Genomic DNA, 22,031 nt, shown 5'->3' with positions numbered 1-22,031 from the left:
GGCTAGTTTGATCCTGGTGGAAGAGGAAATTTCGAATAAACAGAATCCTGAAGATTCTGCATTTGTTGAGGAGAAACAGGTCCAGTACCGTAAGGAGCAAGATTTCGGAACTCGTTTGTGATCATCTGATGATAAGCACCATCAAGAGGTATCGTAGGCCCACTAGCGGCACCCCCGAGGTACTTTGGCGCAATGTGATGATTCTCGATAGTGCCAGCTTTGTTGGGGTAGGCCTCCTGAGCTTCAGCTAACCGGGCCGCATAAGTTTCTTCGGTTGTGACTGAGGTCGTTCCACCAACAAAACCTCCAGCCTCTGCACCTGCTTCACCAGCGATGCCTGCACCTCTCGAGATAGCGCCACCTGCGATTGCTGTGCCTACTGTTCCGACGATTTGTCCTATCGCTCTACCGTCTCCATGAGCGGCCGCTACGACCGTGTCTTTCACGGCTGTCCCTATGGCTCTGCCTGTCACGATGGGATGAGCCACAGCAGCGCCTACTCCCTGTGCCGTTGCGATAGGATGTTCAACGATATGCACAATGGGTCTATATGTCGAATCGGCTAGCCCGTTTAAGAAGTCCGTGAACCAATTGTGGCCATCAGGATCGAATCCGCTAAGTGGATTGTTTCGTACATACATATACAAGTTTAGGGACTGCGGATCGTCCAAACTTGCATACGGAACTGGTTGTATATTTACTCTCCAATCGGGGCTCATCCACCTTCCCATATTGCTGGCGTAGTACCTGGCCCCGAAGTAATCCAACCCTGACTCTCCATCCCTTTCTTTGCCGGTAAACAGATAAGGATCACTGGTATTGCCCGCTAAGACCTGCCCGAAGGGCTTGTAGTCCATGGGATTCACGAAGGTGCCATCGGCCAGCATGCTTCCGACCTGCGTCCCCAGGTGATCGGTCATGCGATAGACCGGGGCGCCATTCTCCGTCCCTGGAACTTCGGCCAGCAGGCCGCTGGGGCCATAGATGAGGTCGGTCCACTGCCCCGCCGTCAGTCACGCGATCGGCCTGCCACCGAAGTAGATCGTGTCGGTTACGCCGACTCCCTGCTTCTCCACGCGATTGCCTTCGGCGTCGTAGATATAGGTTGCCCCGCCCACAGTCCGGATGCGGTTCTCCGCATCCCACGTCATGACGTTCGTCACGCCATTCGACAGCAGGTTGCCCGCCGCATCGTAGCTGTAGCCCGACATCCGGTTGTTCGCGTCGTAGGTCGCGTGGAAGCTGTTGTTCTGCAGGATATTGCCGAAGGAATCATACGCATACGCCTCATTAAGCCCGTTGGTCACCAGCGTTCCCGGTGTCCCGGTCGCATACTGCGTGGTGGAACTGTTCGTCGGTGTATACGGTGCGGGGTCGGTTCCGATCACCATCTGCGCACCCCACACCTGTATGCTCTGACTCTGGCTAAACGAGCCTCCTCCACCGATTTGGAGAAAAAGCCCGGTAAGGCCATTTTGATTTGTGCCAGTAATCGAGAACCTCTGCCAAGTAGTCGTCACGGTCACTTGCTTGGAGGACGGAGCACTCCATCCGTTTTCTCCCACATTCGTTAGGTACAGATTGATGTTCAGGCTGCCACTGGCTGCCCGCAGATACACCGATCCGGTAACGGTCTGTTGGTCGTAAAGCGAGGGATTCGGAACCGCATCGCCGATGTACGCATCCGTTGTCGTCGGATCGGCTGTAATGGTGGTTGCAGTGGCGGTGCCATCTGGAGCGATTGCATTATTGAGAACCATGGATCCGTTGGCCAAGCCCCAGCCAGGACCATTCGTCTGCTGGGAACTAGGCAGGATATTGACGAGCTCTTTTCCCGCGACCACAGGCAGGGCACTCGTCATCACATACGGACCAGCGGACGAAGCCATCTCTATCTGCGTGCCCCAGACATCGACAACTTGACCAGAACTGAGGCTGTTCGCTCCCCCGACCTGAAGGAAAAGGCGGGTGAGACCTGTTGGAAGCTGTCCTGTCATGGTGAAGCGCTTCCAGTCCGTAGTTAACTGGATCGTTTGTGTTTTAAGATAGGTGCGGCCTGAAGCGTTTTCTGCCGCAAGGTAAATGTTGATGGATCGCGAACCGCTCGGTATTCGGAGAAAAACAGAGCCGGTGATGGTCTCACCGTCATACATCGAGGGATGGCTTACATCGTTGATCAACCACGCGTCGCTCTGTCCACTTACTGCGACGCCTTGAATTCCAGTGTTCGATCCGTCCGGGGCCGTGGCAGCGTTCGCCGTAACGAGTACATTCAGTGTTCCTCCCCAACTCGCCGCGTTCCATTGCTGCGAATAGGGCAAAAGATTTGTGAGGTTCGTGCCTGCACTTACAGCGCTTCCACCAGTTGCCACATACGGCCCCGCGCTCGAAGCCAATTCCAGCTGAGCCCCCCAGATTTGAATGCTCTGTCCACTTTTGAAGGTCAAGCCACCGCCGACCTGTAACTGAAGTTCTGTCAAGGTGGTTTGATTTATGCCCCCTACTTCAAATCGCTGCCAATCTGAAGTAACGGTAACCGTTTTGGCACCCAATGCTGTAAATCCGCTCGCCCCGTAAAAATTGATAAGGGTGAGCAAAATAGATTGAGGGCCGCTTGCGGATCGGAGCCATATCGAGCCAGTAACCGGTAGACCGCTGTACGGAGCTGGATTCGCTACTGTGTCGGTGATATAGCTGTCGGTCGGGCTCGTGGCTGTCACTACAGCTGCCGTATTCGTGCCGTCGGGCGCTTGCGCCGCATTTTCCGTGACAGTAGCCGACGCGGGAGACCAGGACGCCCCGGTGAACCGCTGGGAATAGGGCAAAAAATTCGTGATCGTCGCGCCGGAATGGCCCGAATCTTCGACCATTGGATTCCAAAAGGAAACAGTTGCACCATTGCTGATCGAAGAGCTTCCGCCTATTTGCAGATAAAGAGAACTAAGGCCACTCTGCGTCGGTCCGCTTAGCTGGAATTGTTGCCAAGTTGTAGTCACCGTTACGAGCTTCGAAGCTGCTGCGGTAAATCCTGCAGACCCCGTTTGAAGCAGCAAGAGATAGATGTTGCGTGTTCCCGACGGCGACCGCAGCCATACTGATCCAGTCATCGTCTCACCACTGTAAAGATAAGGATTCGCCACAGCATCCGTAGCTAATGTATCCGTTGCATTAGAGTTGGCGGTGAGATTGGACGCGGTCATCGTTCCATCTGGAGCCGCCACTCCATTGGTGATCGTGGAACGGGCTTCGGCACCCATCCCCCAGCCGTTCGCTCCCGGCATGTCCGGATTGAGCAGAACATTCGAATCATCGGGATCGGTCCATTGCGGCGTAGCTCCGCCCGCCGAAGGTGGACTGACAGTGCCGGTACCGCTGCCGGAAGAACTCCCTGTCCCGCCCGATGCACCCATTCCGGCAACATTCCAGAAGATGTCCTGCGCCGCCGTCAGCCGATTGAGATTGTCATACGCAAACTGCCGCTGAACACCCGCTACAAGATCGGTCTGGCTTTGTAAGTTGCTGTTCGCTGTCCAACCATATTGCTTCGACCAAAAGGGCGTCGACGATGGTCCGTAAGCCAACGTCTTCACCCGCTCTCGATTGTCATAGCTGGCATTGAAACCGACATTGTTGCCAAACGTTGCGCTCACCACATGCCCTGCGGCGTCATAGCCTCCGGGAGGTTCAGCCACTGTCAGATAAGCCTGATTCTTCGCCACACCATTCCAAGCGGTGTAATTCACTCCGGCCATCCTACCCGCTGCGTCGTAGGTCTGGTGAACCTTACGCCCATCCGGATACGTCAAATCAATCAGATTCCCCGCAAGATCGTACCCTGCGGAAACGGTCTTCCCATAAGAACAATCACTCGGAACACAGACGGCTTCCCTGATTTGCCGTCCCATCGCATCGTATCCGTAGTTGGCGGCTACATTGATCTGATTTGAACTGTGAGACAGCCGTCCAATCGAGTTCGTTGCACCCGCTACGGGCGTCGTACCGTCCTCCGCAAACCCGTCATAGCCAAAAGCCGCAGGCGGCGTTCCATCCGAATAGTGCTTCCAAATCAGCCGATTCAACGCGTCGTAGCCGTAGTTCACAGAGACGTTCCGGGCATCCGTCTTGTTCGCGAGATTCCCGTTCGCATCGTAACCATTGATGCAATTCGATCCATTCCAAACGCCGTAGCAAATCGTCCCCGTCTCCGGATTCGTCGCGGTGATCAAACGAGATAATCCGTCATAAGAAAAACTACGCAATCGCGCGGAATCACCTGTCTGCCCATACTGCGTTACCGACAGCAGATCTCCAAGCGCGTTATAGCCGTACACCGTATGCATCGTGGGGCTGCTGGAGGCGCCCTCCGGCTCGTACACATCTGTAAGCCTGCCCAGCGCATCTGTCGTTAGCTGCCTGTGCTTTCCGGCTTCATCGAAAGAATCCGCAACGTTCAGGCTATAGCTTTTCCCTGAATAGCTTCCATCCCCTTGGTGGGTAGTTCGGGTGCGTCGACCGGCACCGTCGTAGGTAAACAAGGTGAGGTCGTAGGTCGCGTCAGATGGAGTGCAGAATGGGTTGGAGACGCTTGCGAACTGTCCTAACATTCTGTACGAGGTTGTCGTATGGATGACGCCGCCACTGCAGGTGTGGTGATCGGGGTCCATATGTTGTGATTCGATTGTGCGTCCAATGCCATCCAGAAAAGTATCGGTTTCCTGATTCGCTGCACTGCTCTGCGCTATGAGCGTTTGAATCTGAGTCGTACTCGGTCTCTGAATGGTCGTGGTGCCAATTGGATACTGGATGGTCGTAGGTCGTTGCAGGGCGTCGTACGCGTAGGTGGTGACATTCGAATTCAAGTCTGTCGACGTGTGCAATAGTCCGGTAGATCCGTAGTAAGAGCGAGACGCAGGATGCCCCAACGCATCTGTAATCGTGGTGGGAGCCAGGTATGTCGAGTCGTATGCATAGTGAGTCGCAGCGCCCAAAGCATCGACGTCAGCTGCGATTGAGCCCGTGTCATAGTACTGCCGGTAACTACCGACCCAGGAGTTGCCTGACACCCAACGGGAAACGCCAGTAAGATTTCCCCTTCGCGTTCCCCCATAGGCGGTAGTGAGATTGGCAGCCGAAGAGACTGCCAGAGCCGCATGGTTCGTTCCCGCATAGACGTCGTACTCGTTTGTAGTGGCAGCGACCTGCGATCCCGCGCCATCAAAGATCGTCGAAGACATCGGAAGAGTTAATAGACGGGCGGCGAGATAGTTTGAATCGCTCAAACCATAGGAAGCCACTTCCCTACGTAAAAGCGAGCCGTAGCTGCTTGCAGGAGGATCTGATGCGCCGCAATCCGAGCGGGAGACAAAACCATATTCCGCCTTAGTGGACACAGCCGCAGCGATTGGCAGCGAAACCGAATTAGGAGTTTGACTCCAATACGGAAGCGCGATGGGTCGCATCACACGGTGATCCATGGACGCATACTCCAGCGTTGTCGTAGCGCTCAGCGACGAAGCTCCGCTGCAAAGGTATGTGGTTACCTTGGAAGGAAGAGCAAAGTTGTTTGGGTAGAAAATGTACTGCGTTCGGGTTGCCGTCAAGGCTGTAGCGCCGTCAGTATCAAAGTTGACCTGAGACGTTTCCAGAGGGCTCTCGTAACCCATACTCTCGGCCGTCGGATCGACGTAGTTATGGACCGACTTGGCCAGGATAGCGCCGTTTTTCGTCACTGTGACCGTGTTCTGAGAGTTTGCTCTGGCGCTAGCCTGCGGCACAGCCTGATTGGGATTTCCACCCAATACCGGCGCGAAGTCGGTACGCTCAATGTCGGCTGCCGCACAACTGCCCGTTGAACTGGGACACATCGATTGCCAGCTGACCTCTCTAAAGTCGGTATTCAACAGCTCGCCGTCGTACCAGTATGTTTCCCCGTGCGCCATCAAGACATACCCGTATTGCGAATAGCCACCCGTGGGGTAAGAGACTTTGGTGATTTCGCCGTACTCGTTGTATTCGAACGCGTAGGTGGAATTATCCGGAAACTTAACGCTCGTCAACATCGGGTATGGAACGTTGAGATTTGGTTGCGTGTTGTGAATCGATTGGTAACAAACGCCCGTGTTGCACGTGTTATTTGCGGGAAGAGGATATGTGAATGGGCACGCGACCCCATTGTTATTCGTATTGAAGTTTGGGGCATGGCAGTCCGGAGTCGTCGTAAAGAACGTGTGGCTCTGAACAGTGAAATCGATATGTTGCTGCATCCCGTTTGAATCCGAATAAAACACCTGATCGTAGTAAGAGTACTGACCTCCCGTGTGAGGATGAAGAGTGATCTGATGTCCGGCAGAATCCGTGATGACGTTATTTACGATGCTGAGATAGTTTCCGTTGCGGTCAGTGATTCGATCCGCCACAGAGCCTGCAGTGGGGAAATGGATCTGCAATCCGTTCGCAAGCCGAACGGTGATGTTCGTAGGTCCGCTCGTCCAGGGAGATCCGGGCGTAAACTCCATGTGCGCCCCCGAGCCATCCTCCGCATCAAGCCCACTCTGCGCCGCAGCAATGGAGAACTTGCTTCCATCGGGCATCGTGAGAATTTCTTCTCCAAGCGAGGTCAGATTGCCCTGGTCATCGCTAACGAGTTTGGGCGGGCTCAGATACGGCAAGTTGAGATGCCACCCCATAGCTCCAACGGCAGCGCCCGGCTGCTCGTAGACCCAACTCACGGTAGCGTCCGTCTGATTGATCGTGAAGCGGGATTGCCAGATTTTGCTGTCGTACTGTAAGGCCAAAGCGAATCCGGCTTCCCCCCGAAATGGAAGAGAGAGCAAAGGGATCGACAGGCTCAAATTTCCATTGGTGAGATTCACCGAACCGAGCGGTGCGGAGTAGCTACCAGGTTGAGAAGTTCCCGTATCGTTCGAGGGTGTGATTTGAGTGGAGGGAGATTGAGAGCGTGCGCACAGGCAGAAGCAGAAAAACAGAGTCAATACAGGGTTTTTCACAGAGTTATTTTCTCCAAGAGCAGGCGGTACGAAATGCAGCTCTAGTGTTTGCTAAGAGCGCTTTCAAGAGCTGAGGCATTTCTATTGAGGTCCCAGTAAATTTTGACTTCCGATTGGACTATCTTCTATGGCTTTCTCAATCGACGTCAGTGCTAAATCATCCATTGGAGCGGGTCAAGGCAGGAGAACGAGATAATGCAGGGTGCTCGTATGTAACATAACGGTGCAGCATAAGGTCCTGAGAGAGAAGAACGCCCGCCTATACAACAGGCCCTTTCTACTAATGCAAAACGATTTTTAGGTCGAGGCACAGGTCGGTAATTGCGGATTTATAGAACTTGTTTGACTTTCGGCAATAGGCTAACAAGTTTTAATGCGCTTATCGGTCGAGCATTCATGATTTTTCTTCTGCCCCTTCCAAAATGGGAAGCCACTCGCAAAGGAATTTGGTTTCTTCCGCACACTTGTGAAGTGGGTTGGCGATGAGTCACGCGCTTGATTAGGCCTCTTTGGATCTCAAGGCCTTCGGCATGTCTTTACTACGCGAGATCTTAGCGAATGTCTTTCAAGGTGGCCTTAATACGCTCGGATATCTTTTTGAGGAAAGAAGTAATCGGATGGGTCACGAGGTACGCAGCCGAAGAACGAAGGCGCACGCTTACCTCCGTGCCGGATGGTGTCTTCGTGCGAATGCGCAAGACTCCCCCAATTGCTTTCGCGCGCTCGGACATGCCTTTCAATCCCCAGTGTCCGCGGCCGCCCCATTCTCTGAGGACTTCGCTTTGAATGCCAATTCCATCGTCGGAAATTTTAACCTCGAAGAATCCGTGCGCGTGAATAATATCTATCCCGATCCGTGTAGCCTTGGCGTGATTCAACGCATTAATCAGTGCCTCGCGACAGACCTTTCTTATCTCCTCTTGCACCACAGGCCGAAGCTTGCCCGATCCTTCTTCCGTAATGTCAATCTCGGGATAGGCGCCAAGACGAAATTTCTCCACCAATCGCATGAGAGCTTCCTGCAGCGATCGCTCACTCTCTCCTTCGCCTCTCAAGTCTTGAACTTGATTTCTTCCCTCGACGATTAAATCGTCAGCCCGCTCCAATGCCTCACACAGCATCTCGCGCGACGGGTCTGTTTCGGAGATAGACTCCGCTACATAATGAAACCGGAGCATGAGTCCGTGGATAGATTGAAGCAGAGTGTCGTGAAGTTCACGTGCAATGCGAAGTCGTTCCGTAGACCTTTGCTCAAGCCTGTCCCGAATCCGAGCCGTAACATAGCGAATCCGGAGAAGATAGACAAACCATAAGAATCCGACTCCGACTAAAGCACACAGAATAATAAAGCCCTTCGTTTGATAAAACGCTGGCTTCACATTGAAGAGGAGAGCCGGTACGGCTTCACTCCATTTGTCTTCCCCATTGGTTGCGGCAACCCGAAATCTATACGCGCCCGGCTTTAACCTTGCATAGACCGCCTGTCGATTTGTTCCAGCATTTTGCCATTCTTTGTCTTCCCCTTCGAGCTTGAATCGATACGAGACCTGCGACGGCGTATTCAGGTCGACTGCGGCAAAATTGAACTCGATGCGATTATCTCTACCACCTGGAAGTACCAGCCTGTGTTGATTCCCGTAGCTGGAAACTGTTTGTCCGTTCACGAAGACGGACTGCATCGTAACGGACGGCAAAGGGCGAGGCTGCGACATAAAATCGGGGGATAGATAGACAAGATTGCCTGCGGTTGCAAACCAGAGACGACCGCGCCCATCCTTGATTGCCGAGGGAACAGGCTTCACCTGGGCGGGTGAACCCACAATGCCATCGGCCTCTCCATAGAGCACAGCACTTGCAAAATATTTGGGCTCCTGCATGGCAAGGTCTAACTCACTCTTCAGTACCCGCACAACGCCCAATCCTCCGTTGAGCCAAAGATTTCCGCTCTCGTCGAAGACGATACCGGAAACACCTTCTGTGAGATCTGCTCTTAGAAGATGGAGAGGAAGAAATTTATCCTGCTTGAGAAAGGCCACGCCATCCGTGCCGCTGATCCAAATCCTATCTTGGTCTTCAACAATCGATAGCACCGCGCCAACCCTAAGACCGTCGGAAGGAGCAAAAAACCGTGTCTGGTGACCAACCAGTTGCACCAGCCGGTCGTTCGAATAGCCGATCCATGTTGAATCTCCAATTTGCACCAGAGACGAAGGTGTCTCGTTGGTAAGCCCTTCCTCGGAGACCCTCTTCCAATCCTTCGAATACGACCAGAGACCATGTCCTTCGAAGGCCCCAAGAAGGAACCCATCGGCCTTGACGACGATACCCTGAACGGCGGCATTCTGGGCTTCTTTGGGTCCCGGTACTTCCCTGTCATGTAAACCACGTGAGCTGTAGTGATGCAGCTTATGGTCGTGCGCGTCACCCAACCAGAGTCCCCCTGCGGCATCAACCGCAAGAGGACTACTGGGATGCCTTCTCCCGAGAGGAACAATCCCCCTCTCACTAACATGAATAAGGCCCTCTTCGTGGGTTCCGATCCAAAGCGCACCCGCTGGAGTTGCGGCGAGGGCAGGGTAGAAGTTAAACGTCTTACCCTCTAAAAGAGTGAACATGCGAGGTCGTAGGCGGTCGATGCCCCGCTCTGTTCCGATCCAGATGTTTCCGTCTCGATCTCTGAAAAGGGCATGCGTAACATTCGACGTAAGGCCTTCACTCGTCCGAAATTGTTGTTGAGGAGTCCGCGTCGAACATCCGACTAAGTTAGATGTAACGCGCGATACACCCGTATAGTCTTTGCCTAACCAGATGTTGTCCTCCGGATCGATCACCATGTTCGCCGTGACCTTCATCTCTACTTCCGGCTTCTTGCACGTGGAAAACAGCGGTCTTACTCCACGCCAGGCATCGCTGGTCCATAGCGTCCCGTCTTTCGTCTGGGCGAATTGCGTGACCGAATACACACGAACATTAACCTTCGAAAAACGATGCCCGCCAACTCGCAAAACATAAACGTTGTTACGCGCTGAAACCCACAAATTACCTTCGCGATCAAAAAACATGGCGAAATGGGCCTCCGCGGGAAGACCGTTGAGTGCACCAAAATCTTCCCACTGCGATGCATGCAATCGAAGTATGGTGTTACCGACCAACGCCCATACTGAATCCTGCCTGCAGCAAGAGAGCGCTTGAATACTAGTTCCTCCACGAACGCTCGACGGAAGAGGGTAATTGACAAGGGTATTGCCATACAGGTGAGAGATGCCTGCATAGACATAACCAATCCACAGACCACCTTGATCGCCTGCTGCAATCGCAGAGATCGCACGACTTGGAAGGGAAGGATTCGCGGCCGAGGCAGGGTACGGTGTGAATCGAACACCATCGAAACGATAGAGGCCCAACGAAGTCCCAATCCAGAGATAGCCATCTTTCGTCTGGGCTAAGCTATCGACCTCTGGTGGGGCTCCATCCTTCGCTGTCCAACTGAAATGTGAAACATCCGTAATCGTTCTCGGAGTGGAAGAAGCGGGACAGACAGCGATCGCCGAAGGCTGGAACAAAAGGACAGCGAAAAAAATAATGCGAGCAATGCTGCGCACACGCTGGCGACACCTCTTGATGGATCGATGGTGCATCAAGCTTGCAGAAACCCACGCTTCATCGCGATGATAACTGCTTGCGTTCGATCCCCCGCATCAAGCTTCGCCATAATGCTTTTCATATGTCCCTTGACTGTGTCCTCTGAGATCAGTAGAGCATCGGCGATCTGTCGATTCGATCTCCCCTGGGCCACAGAACGGAGCACCTCTGTTTCGCGCGGCGAAAGATCGTTCGCGCTGAGATGTTCGGAGAGTGTGGCGGAGATCTCTGGCGAAATGCGCCTCCGCCCCTCATAGACTTCGCGGATCGTAACAACGAGCTCTGTGCGCAACATGCTTTTTAGAAGGTACCCGCTCGCTCCCGCTTCAAGGGCACGTGCAGCCTGGACATCGCCAGCATAAGTGGTCAGTACGACGATCTTCGCCCTGGGAGAAACTTTGCGAATAGCATGGATGGCGTCGATGCCGTTCATACCAGGCATTTGAATATCCATCAGAGTCACGTCCGGCAGCAAACGCTCGAACTGCATCACGGCCTCTTCGCCGTGTTTTGCCTCACCAACTAACTTCATGTCTTTCTGAAATTGCAGCGCAAAGGCAATCCCGTCGCGTATAAGGGGATGGTCGTCCACACAAAGGATCCGGATTTCCTTTATCTGCGGCATAGAATGATCGGGAACAGATTCCATTTTATGCCTTGCTCTCGTTTAAAAAAGCAAGGTTCCTCCAGGAGCCTAACATGGAAGAACCTTGCGCTCTCACGAGGAGAAATTCAGGAAAAGCGAATTAGAAAATGATCTTTCCAGCGAGTTGAATCTGACGCGGCGAAGACGACACGTTCGTTACGGTCCCGAGAGTAGGGTCAGAGGCCGGATTATTTCCTACGAAGGAAGGAGAATCAATCTCGCTGTTGGGACCGTTCGGGTTCGGATGGTTGAAGAGGTTCGCCACCTCGGCTCGGATCTGGAGCTGGAGCCGGTTGTAGATGGGAACGTTCTTGAAGACGGAAAAGTTTACATTCTCCTGTCCCGGTCCGTGGTACATATTGCGTGCGGCATTTCCAAAAGTGTACTGCGCCGGAATTGCCAGATGAGCAATATCCAGACAGGTAGTTCCGCGAATGATATTTTGCGTTGTGCAATGCATTTCCTGGAGCGGTGCAAGGATATTCGGCCGCTGAACGGTATTGCGCGGTTCGCTGATATTCGCGGGATCATTGTCGACGAGCAGGTTGAATGGCGTTCCTGTCTGTAACGTCACGATCGTATTCAGTTGCCAACCGCCCGCCGTCTCGCGGACCAGGAAGCCGTGGTTTGCAAGAGTCGGAAGCGCATAGGTCGCGCTGCCGACGAAGCGGTGACGAATATCCCAACCTGAGTTTCCATAGTCCTGGGCAATGTTGTAGTTGTTCATCGTGTTTCCCGTGCCGTTGGAATCATCCGTAACATCCAGATCATGGGACCACGTGTAACTTAGCAATGCAGAAAGACCGTGGAACGAACGCTGCCGCAGAATCGTAGTGAGGCCGTTGTAGTGAGAATAGGCATCATTTTGGATGCGCCGGATCTTGCCGAAGAGCTGATTGGGGCGCCGAGAGTTGATCGTTCCAGGTCCCGGGGTCGGAGTATTGTCAAAGAAGTTGCGATCCAGATGAAGCGCATGCGATCCAAGATATTGGAGCTCCAAAGCAGCGTTGTGCCAAAGATCTTGCCCTACGGAAAGGTTCCACTGATAGAGCCTTTGCGTCGGAAGATCAGGTCCCATCGTAATGGCCGATCCATAAGTTCCGGGCACGCCGGTCACAGGCGTAAGAGATGCTGCGCCCGGGGTTGGGTTCGAAAGACTTACAGGATTGGACGGATCGGTGTCATACTCCGCCGTGTTAGCAAAAGGGTAGTTCTGCGCCGTCAGCGTATAGGTATTGAGCTGGTTCGCGTTATAGTAAATGCCGAAGCCGCCACGAATTGTATTATGGTCGCTCGGTCGATAAGCAAAGCCAACGCGCGGAGCCCAATCCATATGGGTCGGATTGATGAACTTGAATCCAACTGCGGGCGTGAAGGACGCCGCATCGGCAGCAGAAGAGGCGGGAATAATGGCCGTTTCATTCGCATTGAGAATACGCGCATAGCCGTTCAAGCTATATGGAACGGTTGGAAGCTCATAGCGAATACCATAATTGAGCGTGAGCCTTGAGAGTATTTGCCAGTTATCCAATACGAAGAATCCATCGCGCCATTCTCCGATGCCACTCTTGAGCGGAAAGATAGGCGTATTGGACGACTGCGCTAGACCGAGCACAAAGTCCGCTGCCGCAAATCCGGTACTTGTACTGTCGTTATTGCTATTGGCGGAGAAGTTGAAGACACCGCGTGGATCATTCGCTGCCTGACGCCCGAGTGTAAGTCGGCGAAGCTCCGCGCCGAACATCAAGTTGTGCTTCCCTACCTGATAGCTGACCTGGTCGTATCCGTCCACGGTGCGATCGTCCTGGAACCAGTTTGCTGAACCATTTCCAAGGCCTAAAACACCATCGATATTGATCGTAGGGATGCCGGGATTGCCATACTGTGTGTCCGACGTAAAGCCAGGTATGCCAAGTTGCGTACCAGCATTGCTTGGTCCATTTGCGTAAAAGTAATCAAGATTATTCGAAACAATCGTATTCAAACCGATATGAAAATCATTGATCAACTTCTGCGTAATGATGTGCGTATAGCCGAAGGCGTAGTTTCTGGAATTTGTCGGTCCAGAGGTCGAATTGGTTGGAAAGAGTGTGCCCGTAAAGAAACTGATGTCCTGCCAGTGATAGCGGAAGAAGAGACGAACTTTGTCGCCGATATTCTCGTCTACCCGGTCCAGCGTTTGTGTAATAACTAGGCTGCTTGGATTGTTGCCACTTAGATTTTGTTCCGTTCCAAAGGATGCGGTACTTCCCGGCTGGTTCGGCAAAACCATGTAAGCCTGTAGCTTTTTGGATATTTGAGCTGCTGCTGTATTCAGGTCAGATGCCGGAATAATATTGTTCGGATAATAATCACCTGTAAATGGATCGTGCAGACAAAGGTTAATACAATTTCCAGATCCATCGAATCCCTGATAACGAGCGGAGAAATCTCCATTGCGCTCAGCTGCCGTCAGGGTAGTTTCACCAGTATCTGGCGATTCCTGAATCTGCCTCAGACGCTCCCAGGAGCCAAAGAAGAAGGTGCGGTTGCGTCCGTTATAGAGATGCGGAATATCGACGGGACCACCCAGCGTGAAGCCATATTGGTTATAGTGCTGTACTGCTTTTGCAGCACCGGGAGCATCGGTGTAGTTATGCGCGTTCAGGGCGGTGTTCTGGATATAGTCATACGCGGCGCCATGCAGATCATTGGTGCCATACTTCGAAACCAGGTTCACGTGTAACCCGAGGTAAGAGCCGTACTGAGCGGAATAGTTGCCGCTCTGCATCTGCACTTCGGAGATCATGTCGGAGCTGGGACGTGCCGGTGCCGCACTCAGGAGATTGTTCATGATCGAAACACCATCGAGACTGATACTGTTCTGGATCTCGCGTTGTCCGGCCCCGATGAAGTCTTCTCCAGGAGGAACGTTGGTGTAACTGGTATTAACTCCGGTCGTGACGTTTGACGCAGTTGTCGCGATGTCTAATGCGTTGTGCCCCATCAAGGGAAGATCCTGGACAGACTTGGAATCGAAGGTCTCTCCTAGAGAGGCATCGTCCGTCTGCAAAGGAGGTGTCGAGGCCGTGATCGTGATCGACGCCGCTTCTGAGCCCACGACCAATTCGAAATCGGCACGTGCAGGCTGGTTTACGACTACGACGACTCCAGTCTTAACGATTTGGCTAAAACCGGCGCCATTGACCGTGACGTTATAACTGCCGGGAGCCACGAATTGAATCTGGTAGTCGCCACGGTTGTCCGTGTTAGCTGGGTATTGAACCTTCGTTCCCTGATTCACCGCAACTACTTTGGCATTGGGAATCAACTTCCCATCCGGATCTCGAACCGTTCCAACAATTGCAGTGTTATTCGCGACCTGCGAGACGAGCAGAGGCGCGCTGAAACAAATCACAAGCACAGGGATCGAGAGAAAAAAGTTTTTCAATTTCAATCTGGTTCCTCCAAAATCAAGCACGGAATCTCCTCGAAGAATTCGCGGTAGTGACATGCTCGACAGTGCGATCAGAATATTCACCAAATTGAATTGTTGTTCCCCCCCGAAAGGGGGGTATTGAAAGAAGAAATCGGCCGGAAACCCGGGCAGCGAGCAGACGCACACGGAGAGAAGTGCCCTCAAGTGCAAGTGTGACCTCTCTAAAAACCAACAAGACGAGAAAGCCAGAGATGGGTTGGACAGCCCAGTTGAATAGTGGCGGCCCAACGCGCGATCCACAGGAAATTCGCGGGAGTCTGGCATCGCTTTCTGTCACTGATCTCCACTCGAATAGGCTCTTCGCAAGCTCCTCCGTCAGATAGCTGGGTTCAGGTCGACCCTGGCCAGTTGGACAGGACGGGATCTGTCTCGCATGGGCAAGTTCTATGACTCGACGCGGCCGAAGCTCAAGAAAGCTTGCGGCATCCACGAACGACCAAGTTCACCCAGAGTATCCTTTTGGCTGGAATCACGAGATGCCTTCTCTAAGCCCTGCCCCAGTTGCCGCCTCGAACTGTCAAGAACATCTGGTGCTCATATATGTGTCAGTACGAAAGAGTCTTTACTTGGCAGACACGCTCAAGAGTGGAGCTGTAGTGGCAAAGCAACGTCATGTATTTCAACCCGCGAATGCACCCGTGATGAAACCAAGCTTCACATATTAGGAAATTCTCCGTTTAGAACATGCAGTCTTTCAAAAGCGACGAGAGCTAAGAAGTGTAAGCATCTTTGTTGCGGCGGTGTGCGCATGACTCTCGATCTCAGAATCAGAGAAAATCCGCAGATGAAATAACGCGTCCTCGTAGATACCCGCCCGGAGCAGCGCGGAAAATGTGGCCGCAGCGTCTAACTTATTCTTAACCTGCCATTTTTCAAGGGGAGTCCATCTCTTGAGGTAGCGCACAAACTCATCATGAGTATGGTCGATGACCTGTTCCTGGTAGCGCCTTCCGAGCTCGGGAAACTTGTGGGCATCTTGAATCACAACGCGATAGAGGGCTAGCTGTTCCTTGGAAAGGATATGTTTCAGGTATTCCACCCCCGCAGCCGGTAGCGCGCTGCGCGGGGCCTTTGAAAACCATGGCCTCTCGGAACTTTCTTCGCCTTGATCCCACTCCCCACTGAGCTCATTAAAGGCTTCTGGGTTACACGCTGCTTGCATCACAGCACTAAATAGGTCGTCTTTGTTGTCAAAATGCCGATAGAGCGTCTTGATCCCGACATCCGCGGCCTTTGCAATCTTGTCCATGGGGGTCTTCGCATATCCCCCTTCGAGAAAGGCCGCTTGCGCGGCGCGGACGATCGCGAAACGCTTCCGGCTCATCAAAGCTACTTTCGGATTGTCCTTCGACAAACGCTTCAATGCTCACTCCTTGCTCGTTGAATTCGGAATCACAATGATAGCGTACGTTGTCGTATGCTTCTTGACGTCGCCATACGACAACGTATATTGTCATGAGCAGGACGAGGTGCTTTCGCTTATATGGAAACGTACGTTGTTCTACGCGAGAAGGAGAGAAATCATGGATCTGCAATTGAAGGGAAAGAAAGCAATTGTTACGGGCGGCACGGCGGGAATCGGTCTGGCCATCGCTCGTGTGCTCATTGAAGAGGGAGCGGAAGTTGTTATTCCAGGACGCAGCGCCAAGAAGCTCAGAGCGGCCGTGTCTTCCCTCCCTGGCAACGTTCGTGGAATCGAAGTCGATCTTGCCACCGCCGACGGCGCAGCCACTCTCATCGCAGAGGTACCCGAAACAGACATTCTTGTAAATAATCTGGGCATCTATGAGCCGAAGAAATTCGCCGAAATCACAGACGAGGAATGGCTTCATATCTTCGAGATCAATGTGCTCGGCGGCATCCGTCTGTCGCGCCACTACTTTCCCCGGATGCTGGAAAAGGATTCGGGACGCGTCATCTTCATTTCGAGCGAGTCAGGTATCATGACCCCCGGCGAGATGGTGCACTACGGCATGACCAAGACGGCACAGCTCGCCATCTCTCGCGGCCTGGCGGAACAGACGAAGGGCACAAAGGTGACTGTGAATACGGTTCTTCCAGGCCCGACGCGCTCGGAGGGCATTGTGGGGTTCCTACAAAGCCTGGCATCCACTCCGAACGTCCCAGCGGAGCAGGCAGAGCGGGAGTTCTTTGAGAAGTACCGTAGCAGCTCCTTGTTACAACGTCTGATTGAAGATCGGGAAGTCGCCAACCTCGTGGCGTATGTCGCCAGCCCTCTCTCCTCAGCGACGAATGGCGCAGCGCTGCGAGTTGAGGGCGGATTACTTCGTTCCATTGCATAAAGATCTGCGGATGGAACGAACGGGGTGATCCGGAACGAAGGCGATACTGCCTTCCTTCCGGTTCACTCTAAAGTTTTGCCTTATCTAGCAGCGAATGATCTTATCCGAGACAATCCCCCGCGTCGCATTGCGCGTATCCACAACCAGTTTGGATTCTTCCACGATGCGGTCGTAGTCGTACGCCGAGTGGTCCGTGGCAATCAGAACGCAGTCGTAGATCGAAAGATCGTCCAGCGGCACAGAGGTCATGTGCAGGTCGTACTTGCGGCCATGCCCCACTGTGGGGAAGAAGGGATCGTTGTAGCTGACCTCCACATCCAGCCCCTGCAGCAGCTCGATGATCGTCAGCGAAGGCGACTCGCGCAGATCGTCCACATCGCGCTTGTACGCAACGCCCAGAACAAGTACCTTCGCTCCCTTCGTGGCAATGCCGCGGAAGTTCAGAGCGCGCGCCACCTGCCGCATTACAAACGTCGGCATCTGTTCGTTGATCTCACCTGCAAGCTGGATGAAGCGCGTCGGAAAACCATACTCTTGCGCCTTCCACGTCAGATAGAAAGGATCGACGGGAATGCAATGTCCTCCGATGCCAGGGCCAGGATAAAAAGCCTGAAAGCCGAAGGGCTTCGTCGCGGCGGCGTTGATGACCTCCCAGATATCAATGCCCATGCGCATGCAGAGCTGCTTCATCTCGTTGACCATCGCAATGTTCACGGCGCGATAGATGTTCTCCAGCAGCTTAGTCATCTCCGCCGCTGCAGGCGAACTCACCGCTACAGTCTGCGTGAAGATCGATTGATACAGCGCCTCAGCCGCAGCAGTGGCGCGCACATCACAACCACCGATCACCTTGGGAACCTCGCGGCGCGGCGTCTCCATGTTGCCAGGATCTTCGCGCTCAGGCGAAAAAGCCACCATGATGCCGTTGAGTTCGTCTTCAAGATCCGTCCCACGCAAAACGCGTCGGCCTGCCTTCTCAATCGTGGTAACGATGATCTCTTCCGTGGTACCGGGATACGTCGTGCTTTCGAGCACAAGCAGTTGGCCGTCGTGCAGATGCGGCGCAATGGCATCGATCGTAGCCTGCACGTAGCTGAGGTCAGGCACATGATGCTCCGTCAGCGGCGTAGGAACGCAGATCAAAATCGCGTCCATCTCAGCAATTGCAGTGAAGTCATCCGTTGCCGTGAAGCCATGCGCGCGCGCGGAAGCAATATGTTCCGACTCGATGCGCCAGATGTAGCTATTTCCCGCGTTGAGTGTATCGACCTTGGTGCGGTCGATATCGAAACCAGTGACGCGAAGCTTCTCCGCGCTGAAAAGAAGTGTAAGCGGCAAGCCAACATAACCGAGGCCCACAATCCCGACCCGTGCCTCGCGCGAAGTGATGCGATCGGTAAAACTCTGAAGCGTGCTTATTTTTTGTACTGTTGCTGATACCACTCGACGGTCCTCCGCAGCCCCTCTTCGAAATCGACCACGACGCTATATCCAAAGGCCTCACGTGAGGCTTCGATACTGGCGAGCGAGTCTTTCACGTCCCCTGCGCGTTCAGGTCCGTGTTCCGGTTTTGTGCTGCTGTTCAAGAGACGCGCCATAAGCGCGTAGGTTGCGTTTAAAGTGTGTCGTTCCCCGCAGGCAATGTTGAAAACCCTTCCGGCAATGGCGTCTTTTGGCGTTTCTGCCGCCAAAAGATTGGCATGCACCACGTTGGCAACGTAGGTGAAATCCCTTCCCTGCTCTCCATCACCGTTGATCCGAGGCGTCCCACCTTCAAGGAGCGTCGTGATCCACTTCGCCATCACGCCGGAGTAAGGCGAGTCCGCCGCCTGCCGCGGCCCGAAGATATTGAAGTAGCGCAGGCACACCGTCTCCATACCATAGACGCGGAAGTAACTCTGCAGATAAAGCTCCGCCGTAAGCTTCTGCACGGCATAAGGCGATATCGGCTCCGGCCGCATCGTCTCGACGCGCGGAAACCCAGGCTGATCTCCGTACGCAGAAGAAGAGGCCGCATACACAATGCGACGAACACCCGCAGCCCGCGCGGCTTCCAGAAGATTGAACGTGCCTTCGACATTGGCAATATGCGAGGTGCGCGGGTCCTGCACCGAACGCGGAACGCTGGGAAGCGCCGCCTCATGAAAGATCGTATCGACGCCAGCGACCGCCTCGCGAAGACCCTCCGCATCGTTGAGATCGATCTGGTAAAAATCAATCTCTTTCCAGCTTGTGTCGAGATTCGAACGCTGCCCGGTGACGAGGTTATCCAACCCACGGACTTCAAGATCGCCGCGCTGCACCAGCGCGTCTACAAGATGGGAGCCGATGAAGCCCGCGGCTCCAGTAATCAGAACTTTTTGCATACCTCCCAATTAGATAACGCCACACCCCATCAGGCTACATTTTGGAGCTAAGACGATACGTGCCCCATTCTTTCGCGGCTTCAACGCGAAACCGGGGTCCCCGACGAACGGCTTTTTGTTCGTTGGGGTGGGAAAGGGTGTGGTCGCACAGAGCGCACAAAGATCCATGAGGAAATCAAAACGCGGGTGCCCCATGTCCCGCCTTTGGGACATGGGTTATGCGCAAAGCGCATCCTTCGCTCGAAAAGCGAACAACAAAAGCAGATCCTCTCGCTGCGTCACGAAGGACAACCATCACCCGTGGGTTTGGAAAGCCTCAAGCGATGTATATACAATAGCCATATGGACGTGTACTCGACCCTGGATGGGCAGGGCTTCGTCTGGAATACCGACAAAGCCGCCAGCAATGCTTCACTACACGGCGTTCGGTTCGAGGAAGCCCGCGAAGCTTTCCTTGACCCTCTCGCCCGCTACGAAGACGCCAGTCCTCAGCAAGAGGCACGGCATGCGTGCATCGGCCTGACGACCGACTACCGCCTGCTCTATGTCGTCCATGTGATCTGGGAAGGTGATGTGCTCCGCCTCATCTCCGCACGTCTTGCGGAACCGGCGGAAAGGAGACGTTATGAAGATGACTGAACGCATCAAGCGCAACATGCAGCCCGACAAACCCATGACCCTGATCTCGCTTCGTCTTCCCGATCATGTTATCGAGGATCTCAAGGAAGTCGCCCCGTCGCTGGGCTTTAGTGGCTACCAGGCCCTCATCCGTGCCTACATCTCAAATGGACTCCGCAAGCACCTGGCCGAACGGGAAGCGCAACGGGCCAAGGACAGCACCGTCGAAGAGTTCAGCCAGAGACTCATGGCTCATGGCGTGCCAAAGCAGGCCATTCAAGAAGCCGCCGCCGAGATGAAAGCTGGAAGATAGACTCCGTCGCCTGCTTTCGTGCCCCATTCTTCGCAGCTTTATCGCGAAGGGTGGGGTCGCGCAGAGCGCACAAACCAGATCCCTCAGGAAGCCTCTTCTTTTTTGTCATCCCGTAGGGATCTGCTGTCCTTCAAAGGACCACAAAATCGGGTGCCCATACATCGCAGCTTCATCGCGATGTGTGGCCATGCGCGAAGCACATCCATCAAAACTACAAAAGCCCAGCCCGCTCCCCATGCTCCGCAATCGCCGCATTGATCTCCAACGCCAGTGCCAGCGCATTGCGCCCCTGCAAACCCGTCACGCGCGGCGCCTCCCGCGTCTCCACCGCATGCAGAAAAGCCTCCAGCTCCAATTTGAGCGGCTCACCCGGCTCCGTAGGCAGCTTGTTCAGCGAAAGCCCCGGCGTGGGATGCTGCAGATCCAACTGCTGCTGATGCGCAGCAAAGACCGCCTCAAGCTGGGCAGGCGTCAACGAAGCCGCAGCCGTCACATCGATCAAAAATAGATCCTGCCGCGCAAAGTCCAGTGAAAGATACTGATGCGGCTGAAAGAACCGCAGCTTGCGCACGCGCTCCGTAGAAACACGCGAAGCCGTAAAGTTCGCTACGCAGCCGTTCTCAAACTCCAGCCGAACGTTGGCAATATCCGTCTTCCGCGAAAGCACCGGCAAACCCACAGCGCGGACCTCGCGCACCGGCGAAGGAACCAGCGAAAGAACGACATCCAGATCGTGAATCATCAGGTCCAGCACAACATCGACATCCAGCGAGCGCGGCGTAAAGATGCTCAGCCGGTGCGCCTCAAAAAACATTGGTCGATTGAGATGCGAGAACGCCGCCGTAACCGCGGGATTGAAGCGTTCCAGATGCCCCACCTGCAGAACGCGTCCATGCTTCTCCGCAAGCGCAATCAAAGCATCCGCTTCTGCAAGCGTCGAAGCGATGGGCTTCTCAATCAGCGTGTCGATCCCGGCAGAGAGCAGCTTCTCCGCCACCGCCGCATGATGCACCGTCGGAACGCAGACGCTGGCTGCATCGATCTTTAAGCCACTCGCAAAAAGCTCTTCCACCGTGGCAAACGCGGGAACGCTGTACTCAGCAGAGAGCCGCGCACGCACTTCCTCCTCCGCGTCCACAAAAGCGACGAGGTCCGCCTTGGGCAAATCGCGATAGACGCGAAGATGGTTGCGGCCGAAGGAGCCAACGCCAACAACGGCGACGGAAACGGACACGCTTCTACTTGGCTTCTACAGCCTGCTTGCAGCGGGCGTAGAGCTCGAGGAGATGTGCGACCTGATCTTCGGGCTTGGCAGACGAGGGCGCGGCGAATCCCGTAGAAGAGCTGGAGGCGCGTGTGACGTTTGCAGTGGAGGCGATGAACTTCAGAAGGTCAAGCGCGATGTCTTCTGTGCGGCGCGCGGTGATGATGGGTTCCATAGCTTCGATGGTAGCAAAGCTCCCTCTTTGTCATCCCGTAGCGAAGCAAAGGGATCCGCTTTGTGCCCCATTCTTTCGCAGCTTCATCGCGAAACCGGGGTCCCCGACGAACGGCTTTTTGTTCGTTGGGGTGGAAAAGGGTGAGTCGCGCAGAGCGCACAAACCAGACCCCCAGGAAACCCAAATCCGGGTGCCCCATACATCGCGCTCTTTGCGATG

13 protein-coding genes are annotated in these 22,031 nt (G+C 54.2%); 3 read left to right on the top strand and 10 right to left on the bottom strand.

Features of this window, described 5'->3' with window-relative positions; genetic code table 11:
- Positions 1–2 precede the first annotated feature (2 nt).
- The 6 genes from ACIPR4_RS00555 to ACIPR4_RS21325 all read right to left on the bottom strand — a co-directional run bounded on the left by ACIPR4_RS00555 (position 3) and on the right by ACIPR4_RS21325 (position 16,136).
- Entirely contained in the window at positions 3–986 is a 984-nt protein-coding gene (locus ACIPR4_RS00555; RefSeq protein ID WP_483754777.1) for an RHS repeat-associated core domain-containing protein, read from the bottom strand.
- Between the two features lie 27 nt (positions 987–1,013).
- Positions 1,014–7,007, bottom strand: coding sequence for a phage head spike fiber domain-containing protein (locus ACIPR4_RS00550; protein WP_013566686.1), 5,994 nt, complete (start codon positions 7,005–7,007; stop codon positions 1,014–1,016).
- 551 nt (positions 7,008–7,558) lie between these two features.
- Positions 7,559–10,609, bottom strand: a complete 3,051-nt coding sequence (locus ACIPR4_RS00545) for a sensor histidine kinase (RefSeq protein ID WP_187290226.1) — start codon at positions 10,607–10,609, stop codon at positions 7,559–7,561.
- 35 nt (positions 10,610–10,644) lie between these two features.
- Positions 10,645–11,298, bottom strand: a complete 654-nt coding sequence (locus tag ACIPR4_RS00540; protein ID WP_013566684.1) for a response regulator — start codon at positions 11,296–11,298, stop codon at positions 10,645–10,647.
- A gap of 97 nt (positions 11,299–11,395) precedes the next feature.
- On the bottom strand, positions 11,396–14,731 hold the full coding sequence (locus tag ACIPR4_RS00535; protein WP_245536411.1) for an outer membrane beta-barrel protein: 3,336 nt from the start codon (positions 14,729–14,731) through the stop codon (positions 11,396–11,398).
- Between the two features lie 736 nt (positions 14,732–15,467).
- The gene (locus tag ACIPR4_RS21325; protein ID WP_013566682.1) at positions 15,468–16,136 is read right to left on the bottom strand and encodes a TetR/AcrR family transcriptional regulator; all 669 of its coding nucleotides are present in this window, start codon (positions 16,134–16,136) and stop codon (positions 15,468–15,470) included.
- Positions 16,137–16,296: 160 nt separating this feature from the next.
- Between ACIPR4_RS21325 and ACIPR4_RS00525 the strand changes: the two genes are divergently transcribed.
- On the top strand, positions 16,297–17,076 hold the full coding sequence (locus tag ACIPR4_RS00525; protein WP_013566681.1) for an SDR family NAD(P)-dependent oxidoreductase: 780 nt from the start codon (positions 16,297–16,299) through the stop codon (positions 17,074–17,076).
- 84 nt (positions 17,077–17,160) lie between these two features.
- Here the strand turns inward: ACIPR4_RS00525 and ACIPR4_RS00520 are convergent, their stop codons facing one another.
- Positions 17,161–18,519, bottom strand: a complete 1,359-nt coding sequence (locus ACIPR4_RS00520) for a nucleotide sugar dehydrogenase (RefSeq protein WP_013566680.1) — start codon at positions 18,517–18,519, stop codon at positions 17,161–17,163.
- Positions 18,492–19,442 carry an SDR family oxidoreductase gene (locus ACIPR4_RS00515; RefSeq protein ID WP_013566679.1) on the bottom strand — a complete coding sequence of 317 codons (951 nt, stop codon included), beginning with the start codon at positions 19,440–19,442 and terminating at the stop codon, positions 18,492–18,494. The genes ACIPR4_RS00520 and ACIPR4_RS00515 overlap by 28 nt, the downstream gene beginning before the upstream one ends.
- Before the next feature lie 342 nt (positions 19,443–19,784).
- Between ACIPR4_RS00515 and ACIPR4_RS00510 the strand changes: the two genes are divergently transcribed.
- Positions 19,785–20,081: a BrnT family toxin gene (locus ACIPR4_RS00510; protein WP_041585848.1), complete on the top strand. Its 297-nt coding sequence runs from the start codon at positions 19,785–19,787 to the stop codon at positions 20,079–20,081.
- A complete protein-coding gene (locus ACIPR4_RS00505) occupies positions 20,068–20,373 on the top strand; it encodes a hypothetical protein (RefSeq protein ID WP_013566676.1) in 306 nt (101 codons plus the stop codon). The genes ACIPR4_RS00510 and ACIPR4_RS00505 overlap by 14 nt, the downstream gene beginning before the upstream one ends.
- Positions 20,374–20,584: 211 nt before the next feature.
- Here ACIPR4_RS00505 and ACIPR4_RS00500 read toward each other — a convergent pair whose 3' ends face one another.
- Together ACIPR4_RS00500 and ACIPR4_RS00495 are read right to left on the bottom strand one after the other, a co-directional pair.
- A complete protein-coding gene (locus ACIPR4_RS00500) occupies positions 20,585–21,607 on the bottom strand; it encodes a Gfo/Idh/MocA family protein (protein WP_013566675.1) in 1,023 nt (340 codons plus the stop codon).
- A 4-nt stretch (positions 21,608–21,611) separates the two neighbouring features.
- On the bottom strand, positions 21,612–21,812 hold the full coding sequence (locus ACIPR4_RS00495; RefSeq protein WP_013566674.1) for a hypothetical protein: 201 nt from the start codon (positions 21,810–21,812) through the stop codon (positions 21,612–21,614).
- Positions 21,813–22,031: the final 219 nt, after the last annotated feature.

The sequence above is a fragment of the Terriglobus saanensis SP1PR4 genome (assembly GCF_000179915.2).
In the GTDB taxonomy this organism is placed as follows: Bacteria; Acidobacteriota; Terriglobia; order Terriglobales; family Acidobacteriaceae; genus Terriglobus; species Terriglobus saanensis.
Note: the sequence above shows the minus strand (reverse complement) of the source record. Positions and strands in the feature narration are given on the sequence as shown.